This is a genomic window from Pollutimonas sp. M17 (assembly GCF_025836975.1).
Classification (GTDB): domain Bacteria; phylum Pseudomonadota; class Gammaproteobacteria; order Burkholderiales; family Burkholderiaceae_B.
The window spans coordinates 821688-840037 of record NZ_CP107548.1; the positions used below are offsets into that span (position 1 = coordinate 821688).

Below are 18350 nucleotides of genomic sequence, written 5' to 3' on the forward strand. Positions count from 1 at the left end.
TCGTGTTTTCCGACGCCCGACTGATCAATTTCGTTGCAAACATGCTGGCCCTGCTGGCCGTGCTTGCATTGATCGTGGGCGTCGTGGTCTGGATTGCGCAGCGGCCCTATTTCGCCATTGCCACGATACAGATCGAGCCGATGCAGTCCGAATCCCTGAACTATGTGTCCGCCGCCAGCGTCAGGGCCACCATCGCGGGGCGGGTCACCGGCAACTTCTTCTCGGTCGATCTGGACAACACGCGCGACCTGATCGAAACCGTGCCCTGGGTTCGCCACGCGCGCATCCGCCGCGTCTGGCCCAATGCCCTGCGCATCCAGATCGAAGAGCAGCAGCCGCTGGCGCTCTGGAATGAAAACCAGATGATCAACAGCTGGGGCGAGGCGTTTTCCGCCAATCAGGGCGAATTGCCCGACGATGCGGATCTTCCTCAGCTGAACGGACCGGAAAGCTCCGAACGGCTGGTGGTGCAGCGCTATGCCGAGCTCGCGCGCTGGTTTGCGCCCCTCAGCCTGCGCGTGCAGGAAGTCACGCTCAGTCCCCGGTATGCCTGGGAAGTCGAACTTTCCGACGGCGTGCGCCTGAGCCTGGGCCGGGATCCCGCCGCCGATGTGGCGGACCCGCATGGCCGCTCCGGCGCGCTGCCGTTCGCGGCCCGCATAGAGCGCTTCGTCCAGGCATGGCCGAAGCTGGCCGAGCGGTTGGACGGCCGCGCCATCAGCAGTGCCGATTTACGTTATGCCAATGGTTTTGCAATTACCCTGGCCCCTGTTTCCAATACCTCTGCGAAGTAAAAGACTATGACCCGTGACATCAAGGACCTGATCGTTGCACTCGATATCGGCACCAGCAAAGTGGTGGCCGTGGTGGCCGAGATTCTCCCCGAAGGGCGTTTCGAAGTCCTGGGCCTGGGTCAGCATGAATCCCAGGGCATGCGCAAGGGCGTGGTGGTCAATATCGAGTCGACCGTCAATTCCATACAGCGCGCGCTGGAAGAGGCCGAACTGATGGCCGACTGCAAGATCCGCGAAGTCTACACGGGCATTGCGGGCAGCCACATCACCAGCTTCAACTCCAGCGGGATGGTCGCCGTCAAGGACAAGGAAGTGACGGCCACCGACGTGGCGCGGGTGATCGAGACGGCCAAGGCGGTGAACATCCCCACCGATCAGCAGGTGCTGCATGTACTGACCCAGGAGTTCATCGTGGATTCGCAGGAAGACATCCGCGAACCCATAGGCATGAGCGGATTGCGCCTGGAGGTCCGCGTGCACATCGTCACGGGCGCCGTCAGCGCCGCCCAGAATATCGTCAAGTGCGTGCGCCGCTGCGGGCTGGAGGTGCAGGACCTGATACTTCAGCCGCTGGCATCCAGCCTGGCCTGCCTGACGTCCGATGAAAAGGAGCTGGGCGTGGTGCTGGTCGACGTGGGCGGCGGCACGACGGACGTGGCCATCTTCACCGGCGGCGCCATCCGGCATACCGCGGTCGTGCCGATCGCGGGCGACCAGATCACCAGCGACATTGCGGCGATGCTGCGCACGCCCACGCCGGATGCGGAAGAGATCAAGCTGCGCTTCGGCATCGCCAAGCAGGTGCTGGCCAGCCCGGAAGAGCATATCGAGGTTCCCGGCCTGGGCGACCGGCCCAACCGCCAGGTCAAGCGCCAGGCGCTGGGCGCCGTGATCGAGCCCCGCATCGAGGAGCTGTTCACCTTCGTGCAGCAGATCGTGCGCGAATCGGGCTACGAGGACCTGCTGGCTTCCGGCGTGGTGCTGACCGGCGGCACGGCGTTGATGCCGGGCATCGTCGAACTGGCCGAGGACGTATTCCTGAAACCGGTGCGCGTGGCGGTCCCCGCCTACGAAGGCAGTCTGGCCGACGTCATGCACAATCCGCGTTTTTCCACCGTGATGGGCTTGCTGTCCGAAGCCCGCTTGCAGCGCGCCCGGGGCCGCAAGGTCGCCCAGCAGAAGGGCAGCTTCAGGACTTTGCTGGCGCGCATGAAGGAGTGGTTCATGAATTAGGGCGCAAGCCTTGATGGGCAGGTGGCATAAGCCTGTTCACGGAGAAGCTTCAAATCAGGTGCGAGCAAAACAGGCTGGCAATTCCTTTGAAGCGATTCCGACAATAAGCAGTACTGGGGAACTTTGTATTTGTCGCTTTTTTGGTTATGTGAGGGAGTCAATCATGATGAATTTCGAAATGCTGGATACCAGCGCGAATGGTACCGTTATTAAAGTAGTGGGAGTGGGCGGCGCGGGAGGCAATGCCGTTGCCCATATGATCCGTTCCGGTGTGAACGGCGTGGATTTCATTTGCGCCAACACCGACGCCCAGGCGCTCGCCGCCAGCGAGGCGCCCGTCCAGATCCGCCTGGGCCGCACCGGCCTCGGAGCGGGCGCGCGCCCCGAGCAGGGACGTGCCGCGGCCGAAACCGCCCGCGAGGAAATCCGCGCGGCGCTGACCGGTGCGAACATGGTGTTCATCACCGCGGGCATGGGCGGCGGCACCGGCACCGGTGCCGGCCCCGTCGTGGCTGAAGTGGCCAAGGAACTGGGCATCCTGACCGTGGGCGTGGTGACCAAGCCCTTCGGTTTCGAAGGGGGCAAGCGCATGAAGATGGCGGAGGAGGGCATCTCCGAACTGTCCAAGCATGTGCACTCGCTGATCGTCGTGCTCAATGAAAACCTGTACGATCTGATGGACGAGGACGCCACGCAGGAGGATTGCTTCAAGTCGGCCGACGACGTGCTGCACAATGCCTGCGCCGGGATTGCCGAGATCATCAATGTCGAAGGCAACGTCAACGTCGACTTCGAAGACGTCAAGACCATCATGGGCGAGCAGGGCCAGGCCATGATGGGCACGTCGATCGCGGCCGGCACGGACCGGGCTCGCGTGGCCGCCGAGCGCGCCATTGCATGCCCGCTGCTCGAAGGCGTCGATCTGCATGGCGCCCGCGGCATGCTGGTCAACATCACGGCCAGCCGCACGCTGAAAATGCGTGAAACCCGTGAAATCATGGACACCATCCGCAGCTATGCCGCCGACGATGCCACCATCGTGTTCGGCACGGCCTACGACGAGTCCATGGGCGAGAACCTGCGCGTCACCGTCGTGGCGACGGGCCTGGGCCGTCCCGCGGCCGCACGCCCCCAGCTGGTGCAGAATGTGGCTGAAAACCTGCGTACGGGCACCGACAACATGGCCATGATGAGCGGCCATGATTTCGGCGGCTCGGATGTTCCCGCCGTCATCCGCAACCCGCGCAGCCAGGCTTCGGCCCAGGTGCGCGCCCTGGAAACCGCCGGCATGGATCATTTCGATATCCCCGCCTTCCTGCGCAAGCAGGCGGACTAAGGGTTCAGCGCAGCGATACGTCTCTCACATGTCTGCCGTGCGGGCCTACGCCGAAGCAGACCCGGCAGCGCGGCTCCTCCTTCCCCGGGGAGCTGCGCCGTCGTGTTTTATCGTCCGTTTCCACGGGCAGCCTGAAGTCGCTTGAAACAGATATGGTTAGTGGTTAACCCTTGATTCGGTTACACTACGATGTCGCTCATGCTTCCGGGCGAATCCCGGCATGATTCAGCTTAATCAGAATATGTTACGTCAACGCACCATACAGAAAACCATCAGTACCAAAGGGGTCGGCCTGCACTCGGGCCGGCGGGTCGAGATCACCCTGCGTCCGGCCGCGCCCAACACCGGTATTGTGTTTCATCGCGTTGATCTTCCCGAAATCGTCGACCTCCCCGCACAGGCGGATCAGGTCGGCAACACCCGCATGGCCTCGGTGCTTCAACAGGGAAATGTGCGCGTGTCCACGGTCGAGCACCTGATGTCGGCGCTGGCCGGCCTGGGCATCGACAACCTGCACGTCGACCTGACCGCCGAAGAAGTTCCCATCATGGATGGCAGCGCGGGCACCTTCGTGTACCTGTTGCGTTCGGCCGGCCTGCAGGAGCAGGCGGTGCCCAAGCAATTCCTGCGCGTCCTGAAAACGGTCGAAGTGCGCGAAGGCGAGGGCGACGACCTGAAATGGGCGCGCCTGGAACCCTACGACGGCTTCGCCCTGTCGTTCGCCATCGATTTTCGCCATCCCGCCATCGACTCCACGGCCAATTTCGCCGAAGTCGATTTCGAAAAGGACTCCTACGTCAAGACCATCGCGCGCGCCCGCACCTTCGGTTTCGCCAGCGAGGTCGAGGCCTTGCGCGCCGCGGGGCTGGCCCGGGGCGGCAGCCTGGACAACGCCATCGTCATGGACGAGTACCGTGTGCTCAATTCCGACGGGCTGCGCTACGACGACGAATTCGTCAAGCACAAGATACTGGACGCCATCGGCGACCTTTACCTGATAGGCAAGCCGCTGGTTGCGCGCTACGTCGCGTGCAAGTCCGGGCACGGCCTGAACAATCAGCTGGCGCGGGCCCTGCTTGCCCGGCAGGATAGCTGGGAACTCGTCACCTACGAGTCCACGGCCACCGCGCCCAAGGCCTTTACGCACGACTGGAAGTTTGCGTAAAGGCTAAGCCCTGGCCGCCCTTAGCGGCGATGATGATCAAGCAGCCGTTTCACGGCATCGGCGAGCGGACCAGGCCGCAATGCGCCGCGCAGTTCGTCGAAAGCGTCCAGCGCCGCGTCGTCCAGCGGGATCACCTCTTTGTCTGACTTTTTTGTCTGGCTTTGTAACAGGCCGGCTTGAACCCTGACCTTGATTTCGTTAAGGTTCCAACCGCCGAAGGCAAGCGCCTGCACGACGCTGGGGGCCAGTTGCCGCAGCCTTGCGGCATAGGCTGCGCTGGGAACCGCCAGCGTCATTTGCTGTCTTTCTATACGTGCCACCTTGCACACCAGGGCCAGGGCGGGCGGCAAGGCATTTTTTGCCGCCTGCTCCGCCGCCAGCAGCCTGCGCGCCGTCTCCAGAACCTGTGCGCCCTGCCGGTCGTCGCCCAGCCAGCTCAGCGCCAGGGTGGCGGCTTGCGCATTGTCGTGGTGTCGTCCTGCGGATCGTGGCATGCCTGTATCGATGAAAAATTGAATTGAAGTGAGATTAAGTCAAATGCGGAACAGCTTTGTTGATTCTAACGCCAGAGTACTGCGGGTGGCCTTTGTGACGCTGATCGCGGCGGCGGCCATGGGCGCATCGGCGGCGGCCGGCGCCTGGGTCCAGTCGCAGATGCAGAAGCGCCCGGCCCTGACGGCGGACCAGGAGCGCGCCATTACAGAGCAGGCATCCCGGGATTCCGCTTATGTGCGTGAGAACGTCAACCTGCTGGCTTCCAAGGTGGGCGACCTGCAGGCCAAGCTGATTGCCATGGACGCCCTGAGCAAGCGGGTGGCCGATGCCGCGGGCGTATCGTATACCGATCCCGAAGTGCATGCGAGCCTGGAGCAGGGCGATGCGCCGCCGGTCATGGACTACATCACCGCCGAACATGGCGCCTCCTGGTCGGCCGAGGGCCTGGGCCGCCAGCTGGATGCATTGGCGCAGCAGCTGTCCGATAAAAAGAGCGGCTTCGAAATGCTGGACCTGGTCCTGACCCGGCGCAGCGGCGTCGAGGCCGGGCTGCCCACGCTCAATCCGGTCAACTATCCCTATCTGAGCTCCTCCTTCGGCTGGCGGCGCAATCCGGTGACCGGCCGGCATTCCATGCACGAGGGCCTGGATTTCGCCGCGCCCAAGGGCACGCCCATCCATGCGGCCTCGGGCGGCGTGGTGACCGAGGCGCGCTATGCGCCGGGCTACGGCAAGCTGGTCGAGATCAACCACGGCAACGGCCTGATCACCCGCTATGCCCACGCGTCGTCCATCAACGTGAAAATGGGCGACCTGGTCGAGAAAGGGCAAATGATCGCGCGGGTGGGTTCCACCGGCCGGTCCACGGGATCCCACCTGCATTTCGAGGTGCGCATGGCGGGGCATCCCCTTGATCCCACACTGTTTTTGGCCCGCCAGGACCCGGCGGAACAGCTTGTGGCCGACGCCTCGCCGCAGGCGGAAGCCGTCGCGCCGCAGGTGCGTTAAACTGTATCGTTTTCCTGCGGAAAAATCCGCCAACCCCAACAGACAGGCATGGGAATTTGCGCCGTGCACGGCAAGTTCGCATCGACGACACAAGAATGGTTTCTCTGCTAAAAAAGCTCATCGGCAGTCGCAACGACCGCATACTTAAGCAGTATCGCAAGCAAGTGGCGCAAATCAATGCGCTCGAATCCGGCATGGCGGCCCTGAGCGATCAGGAACTGGCCGCAAAAACCACAGAGTTTCGTCAGCGCAATGCCCAGGGCGCATCGCTGGACGATCTGTTGCCGGAAGCGTTTGCCGTCGTGCGCGAAGGCAGCAAGCGGGTATTCGGAATGCGGCATTTCGATGTGCAGCTGCTGGGCGCCATCGCCCTGCACAATGGCAAGATCGCCGAAATGCGCACGGGCGAGGGCAAGACCCTGATGGCCACCCTGGCGGTCTACTTGAACGCGCTTGCGGGCAAGGGCGTCCATGTCGTGACCGTCAACGATTACCTGGCGCGGCGCGATGCGGAATGGATGGGGCGCTTGTACGCCTTCCTGGGCATGACCGTCGGCGTGGTCGTGCCCCAGCAGGAGAACGACGAGAAAAAGGCCGCCTACCAGGCCGACATCACCTACGGCACGAACAACGAGTACGGCTTCGACTACCTGCGCGACAACATGGAGTATCGCGCCGAAGACCGCCGCCAGCGTCCGCTGTTCTATGCGATCGTCGACGAGGTCGATTCCATTCTTATCGACGAGGCGCGCACGCCGCTGATCATTTCCGGCCAGGCCGAAGACAATACCGAACTGTATGTCCGGATGAACGCCGTGCCGCCGATGCTGACCCGCATGGCTTCCGAGCCCAAGCCCCAGGAGCCCGAACCCGAGGGCGACTTCTGGGTCGACGAGAAGGGCCAGCAGGTGCACCTGTCGGAAGCGGGGCAGATCAAGTCCGAGCAGATGCTCGTTAAGATCGGCCTTCTGCCCGAAGGCGAGTCGCTGTACGATCCGCGCAATATCTCGCTGGTGCATCACCTGATGGTCGCATTGCGGGCGCACAACCTGTTCTTCCGCGACCAGCAGTATGTCGTCCAGAACGATGAAATCGTCATCGTCGACGAATTCACCGGCCGCCTCATGGTGGGACGCCGCTGGTCGGACGGCCTGCACCAGGCCGTCGAAGCCAAGGAAGGCGTGAAGATCCAGAACGAGAACCAGACTCTGGCGTCCATCACCTTCCAGAACTATTTCCGCATGTACGCCAAGCTGGCGGGCATGACCGGCACGGCCGACACCGAAGCTTACGAGTTCCAGGAGATCTATTCGCTGGAAACCGTGATCATTCCCACCAACCGGCCCATGGCGCGCGCGGACCAGAACGATCAGGTCTTCAAGACCGACGCCGAAAAATACAATGCCATCCTGGCCGACATCCAGGACTGCCACGAGCGCGGCCAGCCGGTGCTGGTCGGCACGACCAGCATCGAGAATTCGGAATTGCTGTCGGGCATGCTGACCAAGGCGAAGATGCCGCACGAAGTGCTTAACGCAAAGCAGCACGCGCGCGAAGCCGAGATCGTGGCCGAGGCCGGCAAGCCGGGCCACATCACCATCGCCACCAATATGGCCGGCCGCGGCACCGATATCGTGCTGGGCGGCAGCGTCGAGAAGCAGATCGACCTGGTCCGCGCCGACGCCTCGCTGACGCCGGAACAGAAAGAAGAACGCATCGCCGTCATCAAGGCCGAGTGGGCCCCCGCCAACGCGGCGGTCAAAGAGGCCGGCGGCCTGCGCATCATCGGCACCGAGCGCCACGAGTCGCGCCGCATCGACAATCAGCTGCGCGGCCGGGCCGGCCGCCAGGGCGACCCCGGTTCCTCGCGCTTCTACCTGTCGCTCGAAGACTCGCTGATGCGCATCTTCGCGGGCGATCGCGTGCGCGCCATCATGGAACGCCTGCGTCTGCCCGAAGGCGAGCCCATCGAAGCCAAGATGGTGTCGCGCTCCATCGAGTCGGCGCAGCGCAAGGTGGAAGGCCGCAACTTCGACATACGCAAGCAACTGCTCGAATACGACGACGTGGCCAATGATCAGCGCAAGGTGCTGTACGCGCAGCGCAACGAGGTGCTCGAATCCGAGGACGTCTCGGAAACCATCGCCAGCCTGCGCGACGCCGCCATCACCGAACAGTTCAGGGCCTACATACCGGCCGAGTCGGTGGAAGACCAGTGGGACGTGCCGGGGCTGGAAACGGCCATCGATGCGGAATGGCAGCTTTCCATGCCGCTGGTCGACATGCTTGAAAAAGAGCCCAGCCTGACCGACGACGACCTGCTCGAACGGATACTGGCCGAGGCCGCCCGCCTGTACCAGGCCAAGGTGGATCTGGTCGGCAAGGAAGGCTGGTCGCCCTTCGAGCGTTCCATGCTGCTGCAATCGATCGACACGCACTGGCGCAACCACTTGTCGGCGCTGGATCACCTGCGCCAGGGCATCCATTTGCGCGGCTATGCGCAGAAGGACCCCAAGCAGGAGTACAAGCGCGAGGCCTTCGAGCTGTTCTCCGACATGCTGGACCGCATACGCAATGAGGTCGTGCGAGTCCTGATGACGGTCAAGATACAGTCGCGCGAGCAGGTCGAGGTCGAGGAAACCGAACCGGCGCTGGACAACGTCACCTACCACCATTCCGATTACGACGCCGCGCTCAGCGGCACGGATCCCGGCCTGGATCAGAATCCCGCGCGTCAGGGCGGACTGCCGGCGGGCATGCCCAAGGTGGGGCGCAACGATCCCTGCCCTTGCGGCAGCGGCAAGAAGTTCAAGCACTGCCACGGGAAGCTGGCCTGAGACGTTTGACCCCGGACGCCCCGCCTTTGACGGGGCGTCCGGTTTTTGTCCCGCCGCGTTTGCGCGCCGCAGGCCTTGCCGGCAGGCAGGCAGCGTTCAGGGGCTAGAGCAGGAACAGCGTAGCCAGGCCCAGGAAAACAAAAAAGCCCAGCGAATCGGTCGCGAAGGTGAGCAGCACCGAGGATCCCATCGCGGGATCCTTGCCGAAGCGGTCGCGCAGCATGGGGATGAGCACACCCAGCGCCGCGCCGATCAGCATATTGCAGATCATCGCCGCCATCATCACGGCGGCGATGGCGATGGAGCCCGAGATGGCCCAGGCGAAACAGGCCGCCACCACGCTTCCGCAGGCGCCCACCATGAGGGTTACCGTGAGTTCGCGCTTGACCAGCTGCCAGGCATTGGAGCCGCTGACCCGGCCCACGGCCAGGGCCCGTATGATCATGGTCATGGTCTGATTGCCCGAGTTGCCGCCTATGCCCGCCACGATGGACATCAGGAAGGCCAGGATCACGATGTGGCTCACGGTGTCTTCGAAACGCGACGCCACCAGCGAGGCGATGGACGCCGTGCACAGATTGACGAACAGCCAGGGCGCGCGGTTACGCAACGCGTCCAGCACGGGCGCGAAAATATCCTCTTCCTGCAGGCCGGCGCGCGACAGGGCCTGCTCCTGGGAGTCTTCCTGAATGACGTCGACCACTTCGGCAATGGTGACTCGCCCGATAAGGCGGCCCTGGTCGTCGATGACGGGCGCCGATACCAGGTCGTAGCGTTCGAACGCGCCCGCCGCGTCGGCGTCGGAGTCCAGCGGGTTCAGGGTCAGGTAGTCGGTCACCATGACGTCGGACACCAGGTTCTCGGGCTCGCGGACCAGCAGGGTCGAGAGGTAGAGCGTGCCTTGCAGCCTGTCCTGGCGGTCGACCACGAAAATCTGGTCGGTATGGTCGGGCAGCTCGTGCAGCCGGCGCAAATAGCGCAACACCACTTCGAGCGAAACATCTTCGCGCACGCGGACCATTTCGAAGTCCATGATGGCGCCCACCGTGTCTTCGGGGTAGCCCATGGCCTCGATCAGCTGTGCGCGCTCTTCGTCGGTCAGCCCTTTCTGCACTTCGGCGATGACGTCGGCGGGCAGATCGGCGGCCAGGTCGGCGATCTCGTCGGCGTCCATGGTGCCGGTCGCGGCGATCAGGTCCTGGTGATCCATGGACTCGATCAGGGATTCGCGCGCCCAGTCGTCGACTTCCAGCAGCACGTCGGCGTCGTGCTCGGCGCTGACCAGCTGCCAGACCGCCTGGCGTTCGTTTACCGGCAGCGATTCCAGGATGAAGGCGATGTCGGCCGGATGCAGGTCGTTGACGATGGCCTTTATTTCGCTTTCGTGCTGCCGGTGCAGCAGGCCTTCGAGCAGGTTGGATTTGTCGTCGTCCTCGTACTGGCGGTGCGCCAGGGCCTCCACCACTTCCTGCCGCTTGAGGATGGCTTGCAACTGCTGCAGGGCAAGCTGCGCGTCTTCGGGGTCGAGGCGGCGCGGAATCACGATCGCCGCGCTTTCAGCCTGGACTGGGGTATCCGACATAGGCAAACCTTGCGTTCAAACGGGTGGAAGAGGGCGGCGCTTGCGCTGGTCGTCGGTGGCGACGTAGGTGAGGATGGCTTCGGTGACTTTGACCACTTCGAGCTCCAGCCGCTGGCGCTCGGCATAGACTTCCACTGAAATGGTGATGGAGGTGTTGCCCACCTTGACGATCTCGGCATAGAAGCTGAGCAGGTCGCCGACGAACACCGGCTGCTTGAAGGTGAAGGAATTGACCGCGACGGTGGCCACGCGGCCGGCTGCGCGCCGGGTGGCGGGAATGGAGCCGGCGATGTCGACCTGCGCCATGATCCAGCCGCCGAATACGTCGCCATGGATATTGGCGTCGGAGGGTTGCGGCATGACGCGTAAGACGGCGTGGCGCTCTGGAGGGGGCAAGACGGTTTGGATGTTGTTGATGCTCAAGGCTGCTGCTCCAGATATCGATCACGCCTGCCAGGCGGGGGCCGGACCAGGCGTGCAGGGGGACCATGCATTGTAGAGTACCGGCGCGCGCCGGGGGCGTTGCGTCCGCTATTTTAATGGCAAGCTTTGGTCCGGCCGTTAAACATTTGTTAAATGGCCGGCCGCCATGCGCCGCCTAGCCGTTCTGGCTTGCCAGCCATTGGCGGGCGAGTTCGACCCAGTAGGTTGCGCCCAGCGGGATGAGTTCGTCGTTGAAGTCGTAGCTGCCGTTATGGAGCATGCACGGCCCCGTTCCGTGCCCCTGGTCGCGGTGGCCGCCCTGGCCGTTGCCTATCCAGACGTAGCATCCCGGCTTCTCCTTCAGCATGAAGGCGAAATCTTCGGCGCCCATCGAAGGCTGTACGGACTGGTCGACGTGCCCGGCGCCGACGATGCCTTCCAGAACTTTCGCGCAGAAAGCGGCTTCCGTGGCATGGTTGATGGTGGGCGGATACTTGCGGTGGAAGGCGAAATCGGACGTGCAGTTCAGGGCCCGGCTGGTGTGCTCGGTAACCTGGGCCATGCGTTGTTCGATCAGGTCCAGGGCCTGGTCGGAAAACGTGCGCACGGTGCCCCGGAGCGTGGCCTCGTTGGGGATGACGTTGTCGGCCGATCCGCTGTGGATCTGGGTAATGCTGAGCACGGCCGGATCCAGGGGATTGCGGTCGCGCGTAACGATGGTCTGCAGGCTTTGCGCCAGTTGCACGGCGGCCATCACGGGATCGACCCCCAGATGCGGCATGGCGCCGTGCGCGCCCTTGCCCTCGAGACGGATTTCAAAGGTGTTGCTGGACGCCATGATGGGCCCGGCGACCACGCCGAAGGTTCCGGCTTCCATGCCCGGCCAGTTGTGCATGCCGAATACGGCATCCATGGGGAACAGGCTGAACAGGCCGTCGTCGATCATGGCTTTCGCGCCGCTGAACCCTTCCTCGGCGGGCTGGAAGATCACATACACCGTGCCGGGGAAGTCGCGATGCTGGGACAGGTAGCGTGCCGCGCCCAGCAGCATGGCGGTGTGGCCGTCGTGGCCGCAGGCGTGCATTTTGCCGGGATGCTTGCTGGCATGATCGAAGGTATTGGCCTCTTGCATGGGCAGGGCGTCCATATCGGCCCGCAGGCCCACGGCCCGTTCGCCTTCGATGCCGCCCTTGATGATGCCCACGACGCCGGTTATGCCCAGGCCGCGGTGCACCGGTATGCCCCAGGACTCGAGCTTGCCCGCAACCAGATCGGCCGTCCGAACTTCCTCGTACGCCAGTTCAGGGTGCGCATGGATGTCGCGGCGGATCGCCGCGATTTCGGATTTCCATTCGACGATGGGTTCGGCCAGCTTCATGGTTGCGATCCTGTAGTGTTCGTTGATTGGAACTTTATACGCCAGTGCCGGCGTATCGGCAAATCATGATCGTGCGGACGTGGACGAACCCGGGGGAGGGCCGCTAGCTTTTCTTCAGATGCGGCTGGATCATGGCGTCCAGCGCCGGCGCGGTGTGCGCATTGCCCGCATAGACATAGCCTTTGATGGGCCAGGGATCACGGCGATGGATGTCTTCGCAGATGCCGCCGGCTTCGCGCACGATGAGCGTGCCCGCCGCGACGTCCCAGGGGGCCAGGCCCATTTCCCAGTACCCGTCGTAGCGGCCGCAGGCCACCCAGGCCAGGTCGAGCGCCGCCGCCCCCAGGCGACGGACCCCCCGCGTCGTGTTGATGGCGTGATGCAGCGTGGGCATGTACTGGTCGGCGAAGGAGAAGTCGCGGAAGGGAAAGCCGGTGGCCACGACCGATTCGGCCAGGTCCTCGGTGGGCGAGCAGTTGATGCGGTGCTCGTTCAGCCAGGCACCGACGCCGTGCATGGCGGTGAAAAGCTCTTCGCGGCAGGGGTCGTAGACCACGCCGATGATCGGCGTGTCGTGCTCCAGCGGAGTATCGTCGCAGGCCAGGGCGCCGGCATGGGCGATAAGCCCGATGGACACGGCATAGTGCGGTATGCCGTGAAGAAAATTGGTGGTGCCGTCCAGGGGGTCTATATACCAGGTGGCGGATCCGGAAGTGAAGCCGCCGCTTTCCTCGGCCACGATGCCCAATTCGGGCGTGCGTTCGCGCAGGATTTCGATGATGGCCTGCTCCGCTTCGCGGTCGGCCTGCGAGACCAGGTCGTTGCGGGTTTTCTTGTCGATGACCAGTTCGGCCCGATTGTGGGCGTATGCTTGCAATATGGCCGCGGCGGCGCGGGCGGCGGTAACGGCGGTGTCCAGATAGTCGCTAAGGGGAAGTCGGTTCGATTGCATACGGTAAAGGCCTCGCCAGCAGGAGCATCATGCTCGATCACGTATCATTGTACGTGATGGGTATTTGATTTTCGCCACGGGAAGCATGTCCAGCCATTACGAACCACTAGTCCCCGCAAGGCTCGCCTTCGACCCGCGCGGCATTCCCATGAATCCGGATTTCGGGGATATCTACCATCCCGAGGCGGGAGCCCTGGAGCAGGCCGAAGGCGTTTTCCTGCAGGGCAACGGCCTGCCTCGGCGGTGGCGCGGCAAGCGGGCGTTCACGGTATGCGAAACCGGGTTCGGACTGGGCCATAATTTCCTGGCCCTGTGGCGAAGCTGGCGATCCGACGCGCAGCGATCCGCGCGCCTGCATTTCATCTCTTTCGAGGCGCATCCATTTTCCAGACAAGACCTGGCTCGATTGCTGGCCCGTCTGCCCGCGGCCGAGAAGGCGCTGGCCATCCAGCTTGTCGACGCCTGGCCGCCTTTGCTGCCCGGCATGCACCGCCTGGAGTTCGAGAAGGGCGCGCTGACCCTGACGCTGGCATTCGGATCCGTCCTGCGCCTGGCCAGACAGGTGTCGGCCGGCGTCGATGCATTCTTCCTTGACGGCTTTGCGCCGCGTGTGAACCCCGACATGTGGTCGCGTCCCCTCTTCGGCCAACTGGCGCGGCTGGCCAATCCGGATGCGACCGCCGCCACCTGGTGCTGCGCCGGCGAAATGCGCCGCGCCTTGCGCGACGCGGGCTTCCTGGTGTCCAAAGTGCGGGGCTTTGGCAGCAAGCGGGAAATGACGGTCGCCAGCCTGCGTGCGGGCATGGGCCGCAAGGCGCCTCCCCGGGGCGCCGACGATTCCGTGCTGGTGGTGGGCGGCGGGCTGGCCGGAGCCGGCGTGGCGCAGGCCCTGGCGCTGCGCGGCCGTACGGTCACCGTCCTGGATCCGGTGTTCCAGGACGGGCTGGGAGGCAGCCATCGCGGGCATCTGGCCGCCGGTTTGAGTCCCGTCATCAGTCCGGACGACGACATACGGGCGCGGCTGAGCCGGGCCGGCGTCCTGCGCGCCTTGCAGCGCTGGCAAGGATTGCAGGGCGATGCGCGGCCCCGGCCTTGCGGCACGCTGGAGCGGGCCGGCGATCCGGAGGATGCGGCCCGGCGGCGGCTGGCGCTCGATGCGCTTCGCTTCCCCGAAGATTGGGTGCGTTGGCTGGATGCTGCCCAGGCATCGGAACGGGTGGGCCTGCCTCTGCCTTCCGGAGGGCTGTGGTTCGAACAGGGCCAGCTCGTGCAGCCGGTGCCTCTGCTGGAGGCATTGCTGAGCCTGCCGGGGGTATACTGCAAGGCGCGGTCCGCGGCATCTTTGCGCCGAAATGATTCGGGGCCATGGGCCGCATTCGACGTCCACGGGCGGGAAATCGCCAGCGCGGACAACATCGTGCTCGCCAACGCCGCGCAAGCAGCCATGTTGCTGGCGGGAATTCCCGATCTTTCCTTGCTGAACAAGCTGGCCTCCATGCATCGCCTGGCCGGCCAGGTGGCTTATTTTTCCGGCGGGGCCGCGGCGGATGCGCGGGCCATCGTGTCGGGCGACGGCTATTGGCTGCCGGCTGTGCGTGGACAATGCACCGGCGGCAGCACCTATGTGCCTGGCGTCGCGGCCAGCACGGTGACGGAGCAGGGACGCCGCGAAGTGGCGGGCAAGCTATCCGGCTTATTGAACCTGGCGCCGGAGCAACTGGGCGCGCCGCCCCGGCCGGATGCGGGCTGGGCCGGATGGCGCGCCGCCGTCAGCGACCGTTTGCCGGTCATCGGTTCTATTGACGGCGTTCCCGGTTTGTGGCTAGCTTGCGCCTATGGTTCCCGAGGACTCAGTTGGTCGGCTCTGGCAGGCGATATCATTGCTGCCCGCCTGTGCGACGAACCCATTCCCCTGGAGCGTGAATTGCTGCGCAAAATCGGCCCGCGATAAGGGATTCCGGCTTTTCAAGAGGTATATAAACTCGTGCGATTTTATTTTATGGCTCAAATCCGTCAAAATAATGACTTTTGAATGCTTTTTGGGCGTAAGCCCCGAGGATTGCGCTGTGCCGCCCAAATCCGATCTTGCTCACGTGACGCAACTTGCAACTCTGGATTTCCTGACGTCGAAATCCACGCGCGCCGATTTTGTCTTTGACGATGCCGGCTTGCTGTTTCAGGTCGAGGCGCATGCCCCGGGCGTCTACCGCCTGCGTTGCGGAAAAGCCGAAATCCTGCAAAACGACAAGCCCAGTTCGCGCGCGAAAGCGCATGCCGAAATGCTGCTGGCGCGCCAGGACGCGGTAGGCGAACTGGCCATCAGCTCGATTGCAGAGCCGGCGCAATACGGCTGGAGGCTGGAGCAGGGCGACATCGCGATGGAAATCCTGCGGTCGCCCTTCCAGATTTCAGTGTATCGCGGCGAGCACTGTATTTTCAGCAGCCAGGCCGACGCCACGCTGTCGCGGGGCGAGCGGGCCGACGTGGCGGTATGGCGCTTTGGCGCCGAACTCGATGGCGACGACAGCCTGCATGGCGGCGGCGAGACCACCGCCGAATTCGATCGGCGCGGATCGCTTTTCGTTTCGGACCAGCCCCGATCCAGGGCGCTGCCCCTGATCTGGAGCACCAAGGGCTGGGGGCTTTATTTCAATACGCTGGCGCGGGTCGAGCATGACCTCGAACAGTCCGAGGCCGGCCTCTATCAGGCCATCCTGCACGATGCCGTCTTCGATCTGTTCGTCTTTGTCGGCGAGCCCGCCGAGATACTCAATCAGTACACCGCCCTGACCGGGCGCGCGGGGCAGCCGGGCCTGTGGCCCATGGGGGTCTGGCTGGATCAGGCGCCCGGGCAGCCGGTGGACGAAACCCTGGCCATCGTATCGGAGTTCCGCGACAATCAATGGGGGCTGGACGCCGTCAATCTGTCGGCTCCGGCGCCTTTCGGGTTTCAGCCCGACAAGCCGGTTTTCGCCTGGGATGCGGCGCGCATCGCCGACGCCCGCGATGTGCTGGCACGCGGCCAGGCGCTCAATGTGCAGTTTGCCGCGCCGACCTTTCCGGGTGTATTGCGCGGCACCGAGCTGTTTGCCGAATGGGAAGACCGCGGCTGGCTGCTCATCGACGACGATGGCAATGCCTACGCCTTTCCCGGCAACGATGTCACCGGCGGCCAGGCCTTCGGCCTGCTGGACCTGACCAACAAGGATGTCTTCAAGCTCTGGTCCGAGCGTTTGCGCCAGTTGTTCGACGAGGGCCTGGGCGCCGCGGCCTGCGATGCCCAGTTCGACATTCCCGACGGCATCACCGCGAGGGGCGGCGAATCCGCCGCCGTGTTGCGCACGGTGTATCCGCTGCTGGCTCGCCAGGCATTGTTCGATGCCGTGGCCGGCCACAAGACGCCGCAGGAAGGCGTGGCCTGCAGCAGCGATCTGTTTCCCGGCGCCCAGCGCTTCGCCTGGCAGACCGGGCCGCGCACAGGCAACGACTGGCCCGCGCTCGAGCATACCCTGCGTACCGCCCTGTCGCTGGGCGACAGCGGCATTCCGGTACAGACCCACGCGCTGGGATCGGCCCTGCATCCCGCGGCTTCCATGACGCCCGAGCTCTACATACGCTGGCTGGCCATGTGCGTGTTCTCGGGGAATTTCAGCTTCCAGTCCCTGCCGTCGCTGCTGCCCGGCGCATTCGACGCCGGCACGCGCGAACTGGTCCGTCACTGGCTGCAATGGCGGTATCGCCTGATTCCCTACGTGCTGGGCATCATCGAAGACGCCGTGCGGACCGGACTCCCCGTCCAGCGTTCGATGGCGCTGGCCTTTCCCGCCGACCCCGTGGCCCATGCCTGGGACACCCAGTACCTGCTGGGGCCGGCCCTGCTCGTCGCTCCGGCGCTCAAGTCCGGCACGCAGGTGCAGGTCTACCTGCCTGAAGGCGATGCCTGGTGGGACCTGAACACCGGATGGCGCTACGAAGGCGGCACCACCTTGACCGTCGAAGCGGGGCTGGACACCTTGCCTTTATTCGGCAGAGAGGGCCATATGCTGTGCTTGGGCCCGACAGCGCAGCATTCCGGCGATTTCAATTCGGCCCGCATCCTGGAAGAGGTCTGGATGTTCGGCATGCCCGAGCATAGTCCCGTGGTCATGCGCAACAAGATCCGTGTCATGCAGATGCAGGGTTCGAGCTACATCAAGGGCCTCGAAGGCCTGCGCATTCTTCCGTCCGAAGGGCTGGAAGTGAAGCGCCGCGGCGCCGAGGTGCGCATATCGCGCGCGCGCTAGGCGGCTAGGCTCCGTCCGTGTCGGTGAAGCAAAAAAGGGGCGTTTGCCCCTTTTTTGCTTTCCGGCGACTCCGGTTCATTCGCAAGGCGGGAACGCGGCGCGGTGGGGCGGCATCTAATGCGGTAACAAACATACTCATTCCGGGTTTCATCATGCCTTTAGCTCTTGTCAAGCCTGCCGGCGCAGGTGATTCGGATACCCAACTGGCGCAGCAGCTTGCACAGGGCAACCGGGACGCGCTGCGGCGCCTTATGCGCCGCTACAACCAGCGGCTGTATCGAGTGGCACGCAGCATCCTGCGCAACGAAGCCGACGCCGAAGAGGCGGTCCAGGAGGCTTTCTACAAGGCCTACTCTTCCATAGGCTCGTTTCGTGGCGATTCCTCGCTATCCACATGGTTGGTGAGCATCGTCGTCAACGAATCGAAACAGCGTCTGCGCAAGATCAATCGCTTGTCCACCTGGCTGGAATTCAGCAGCGACCTGAGGCATAACGACGCAAGTTTAGAGACGACCATGGACGAATCGCCTTTCGACCAACCCGAACGCGAAGTAATGCGAGCCCAGACGCGGCATTTGCTGGAGGCGCGTATCGACCGATTGCCCGACACCTTCCGTTCGGTCTTCGTGCTGCGTGCCGTCGAGGAGCTTTCCGTGGAGGAAACCGCCGTCTGCCTGGGCATACCGGCCGCAACCGTGCGCAGTCGGTATTTCCGCGCGCGCGGACTGCTGCGCAAATCGCTCAAGCAGGAGGCGATCGAAGGCCTGCCAACGGCATTCGCTTTCGCCGGCGAGCGCTGCGACCGCATCGTTGCCGGCGTCATGGCGCGCTTGGAGCGCGATGGCGAAGCCTAGAGTTTTCAAG

General features: G+C 64.0%; 14 protein-coding genes. 9 read left to right on the forward strand and 5 right to left on the reverse strand.

Going from position 1 to position 18350, the window contains the following annotated elements:
- The first annotated feature begins 2 nt into the window (after positions 1-2).
- The 4 genes from OEG81_RS03975 to lpxC all read left to right on the forward strand — a co-directional run bounded on the left by OEG81_RS03975 (position 3) and on the right by lpxC (position 4528).
- Positions 3-794: a cell division protein FtsQ/DivIB gene (locus OEG81_RS03975; protein ID WP_264131432.1), complete on the forward strand. Its 792-nt coding sequence runs from the start codon at positions 3-5 to the stop codon at positions 792-794.
- 6 nt (positions 795-800) lie between these two features.
- Entirely contained in the window at positions 801-2027 is a 1227-nt protein-coding gene (gene ftsA, locus OEG81_RS03980) for a cell division protein FtsA (protein ID WP_264131433.1), read from the forward strand.
- A gap of 163 nt (positions 2028-2190) precedes the next feature.
- Entirely contained in the window at positions 2191-3363 is a 1173-nt protein-coding gene (ftsZ, locus tag OEG81_RS03985; RefSeq protein WP_264131434.1) for a cell division protein FtsZ, read from the forward strand.
- A 241-nt stretch (positions 3364-3604) separates the two neighbouring features.
- Positions 3605-4528 carry a UDP-3-O-acyl-N-acetylglucosamine deacetylase gene (gene lpxC, locus OEG81_RS03990; protein WP_264132455.1) on the forward strand — a complete coding sequence of 308 codons (924 nt, stop codon included), beginning with the start codon at positions 3605-3607 and terminating at the stop codon, positions 4526-4528.
- Between the two features lie 20 nt (positions 4529-4548).
- Here the strand turns inward: lpxC and OEG81_RS03995 are convergent, their stop codons facing one another.
- Positions 4549-5022 (reverse strand): DUF721 domain-containing protein, encoded by a 474-nt coding sequence (locus OEG81_RS03995; protein WP_264131435.1) that lies wholly within the window; start codon positions 5020-5022, stop codon positions 4549-4551.
- Positions 5023-5065: 43 nt separating this feature from the next.
- Between OEG81_RS03995 and OEG81_RS04000 the strand changes: the two genes are divergently transcribed.
- Together OEG81_RS04000 and secA are read left to right on the forward strand one after the other, a co-directional pair.
- On the forward strand, positions 5066-6031 hold the full coding sequence (locus OEG81_RS04000) for a M23 family metallopeptidase (RefSeq protein ID WP_412034101.1): 966 nt from the start codon (positions 5066-5068) through the stop codon (positions 6029-6031).
- A gap of 95 nt (positions 6032-6126) precedes the next feature.
- Positions 6127-8868, forward strand: a complete 2742-nt coding sequence (gene secA / locus OEG81_RS04005) for a preprotein translocase subunit SecA (protein WP_264131436.1) — start codon at positions 6127-6129, stop codon at positions 8866-8868.
- 103 nt (positions 8869-8971) lie between these two features.
- On the opposite strand, the gene mgtE is transcribed toward secA, so the two are convergent.
- The 4 genes from mgtE to OEG81_RS04025 form a co-directional block, all read right to left on the reverse strand.
- Positions 8972-10450, reverse strand: coding sequence for a magnesium transporter (gene mgtE, locus OEG81_RS04010; protein WP_264131437.1), 1479 nt, complete (start codon positions 10448-10450; stop codon positions 8972-8974).
- 15 nt (positions 10451-10465) lie between these two features.
- Positions 10466-10810 carry an acyl-CoA thioesterase gene (locus OEG81_RS04015; RefSeq protein ID WP_264132457.1) on the reverse strand — a complete coding sequence of 115 codons (345 nt, stop codon included), beginning with the start codon at positions 10808-10810 and terminating at the stop codon, positions 10466-10468.
- A gap of 238 nt (positions 10811-11048) precedes the next feature.
- Positions 11049-12251 carry a M20 aminoacylase family protein gene (locus OEG81_RS04020; protein WP_264131438.1) on the reverse strand — a complete coding sequence of 401 codons (1203 nt, stop codon included), beginning with the start codon at positions 12249-12251 and terminating at the stop codon, positions 11049-11051.
- A gap of 103 nt (positions 12252-12354) precedes the next feature.
- Positions 12355-13203 (reverse strand): inositol monophosphatase family protein, encoded by an 849-nt coding sequence (locus tag OEG81_RS04025; protein WP_264131439.1) that lies wholly within the window; start codon positions 13201-13203, stop codon positions 12355-12357.
- An 85-nt stretch (positions 13204-13288) separates the two neighbouring features.
- Between OEG81_RS04025 and mnmC the strand changes: the two genes are divergently transcribed.
- The 3 genes from mnmC to OEG81_RS04040 all read left to right on the forward strand — a co-directional run bounded on the left by mnmC (position 13289) and on the right by OEG81_RS04040 (position 18340).
- Positions 13289-15154, forward strand: coding sequence for an FAD-dependent 5-carboxymethylaminomethyl-2-thiouridine(34) oxidoreductase MnmC (gene mnmC / locus OEG81_RS04030; protein WP_264131440.1), 1866 nt, complete (start codon positions 13289-13291; stop codon positions 15152-15154).
- Between the two features lie 115 nt (positions 15155-15269).
- Complete coding sequence (locus tag OEG81_RS04035; RefSeq protein WP_264131441.1) at positions 15270-17486, forward strand: glycoside hydrolase family 31 protein; 2217 nt, start codon at positions 15270-15272, stop codon at positions 17484-17486.
- Between the two features lie 152 nt (positions 17487-17638).
- Entirely contained in the window at positions 17639-18340 is a 702-nt protein-coding gene (locus OEG81_RS04040) for an RNA polymerase sigma factor (RefSeq protein ID WP_264131442.1), read from the forward strand.
- Positions 18341-18350 lie beyond the last annotated feature (10 nt).

Coding starts and splice junctions, on each gene's coding strand:
- ftsA (WP_264131433.1), top strand. CDS start 801: ATGACCCGTGACATCAAGGACCTGATCGTTGCACTCGATATCGGCACC.
- ftsZ (WP_264131434.1), top strand. CDS start 2,191: ATGATGAATTTCGAAATGCTGGATACCAGCGCGAATGGTACCGTTATT.
- lpxC (WP_264132455.1), top strand. CDS start 3,605: ATGTTACGTCAACGCACCATACAGAAAACCATCAGTACCAAAGGGGTC.
- OEG81_RS03995 (WP_264131435.1), bottom strand. CDS start 5,022: ATGCCACGATCCGCAGGACGACACCACGACAATGCGCAAGCCGCCACC.
- OEG81_RS04000 (WP_412034101.1), top strand. CDS start 5,066: ATGCGGAACAGCTTTGTTGATTCTAACGCCAGAGTACTGCGGGTGGCC.
- secA (WP_264131436.1), top strand. CDS start 6,127: ATGGTTTCTCTGCTAAAAAAGCTCATCGGCAGTCGCAACGACCGCATA.
- mgtE (WP_264131437.1), bottom strand. CDS start 10,450: ATGTCGGATACCCCAGTCCAGGCTGAAAGCGCGGCGATCGTGATTCCG.
- OEG81_RS04015 (WP_264132457.1), bottom strand. CDS start 10,810: ATGCCGCAACCCTCCGACGCCAATATCCATGGCGACGTATTCGGCGGC.
- OEG81_RS04020 (WP_264131438.1), bottom strand. CDS start 12,251: ATGAAGCTGGCCGAACCCATCGTCGAATGGAAATCCGAAATCGCGGCG.
- OEG81_RS04025 (WP_264131439.1), bottom strand. CDS start 13,203: ATGCAATCGAACCGACTTCCCCTTAGCGACTATCTGGACACCGCCGTT.
- mnmC (WP_264131440.1), top strand. CDS start 13,289: ATGTCCAGCCATTACGAACCACTAGTCCCCGCAAGGCTCGCCTTCGAC.
- OEG81_RS04040 (WP_264131442.1), top strand. CDS start 17,639: ATGCCTTTAGCTCTTGTCAAGCCTGCCGGCGCAGGTGATTCGGATACC.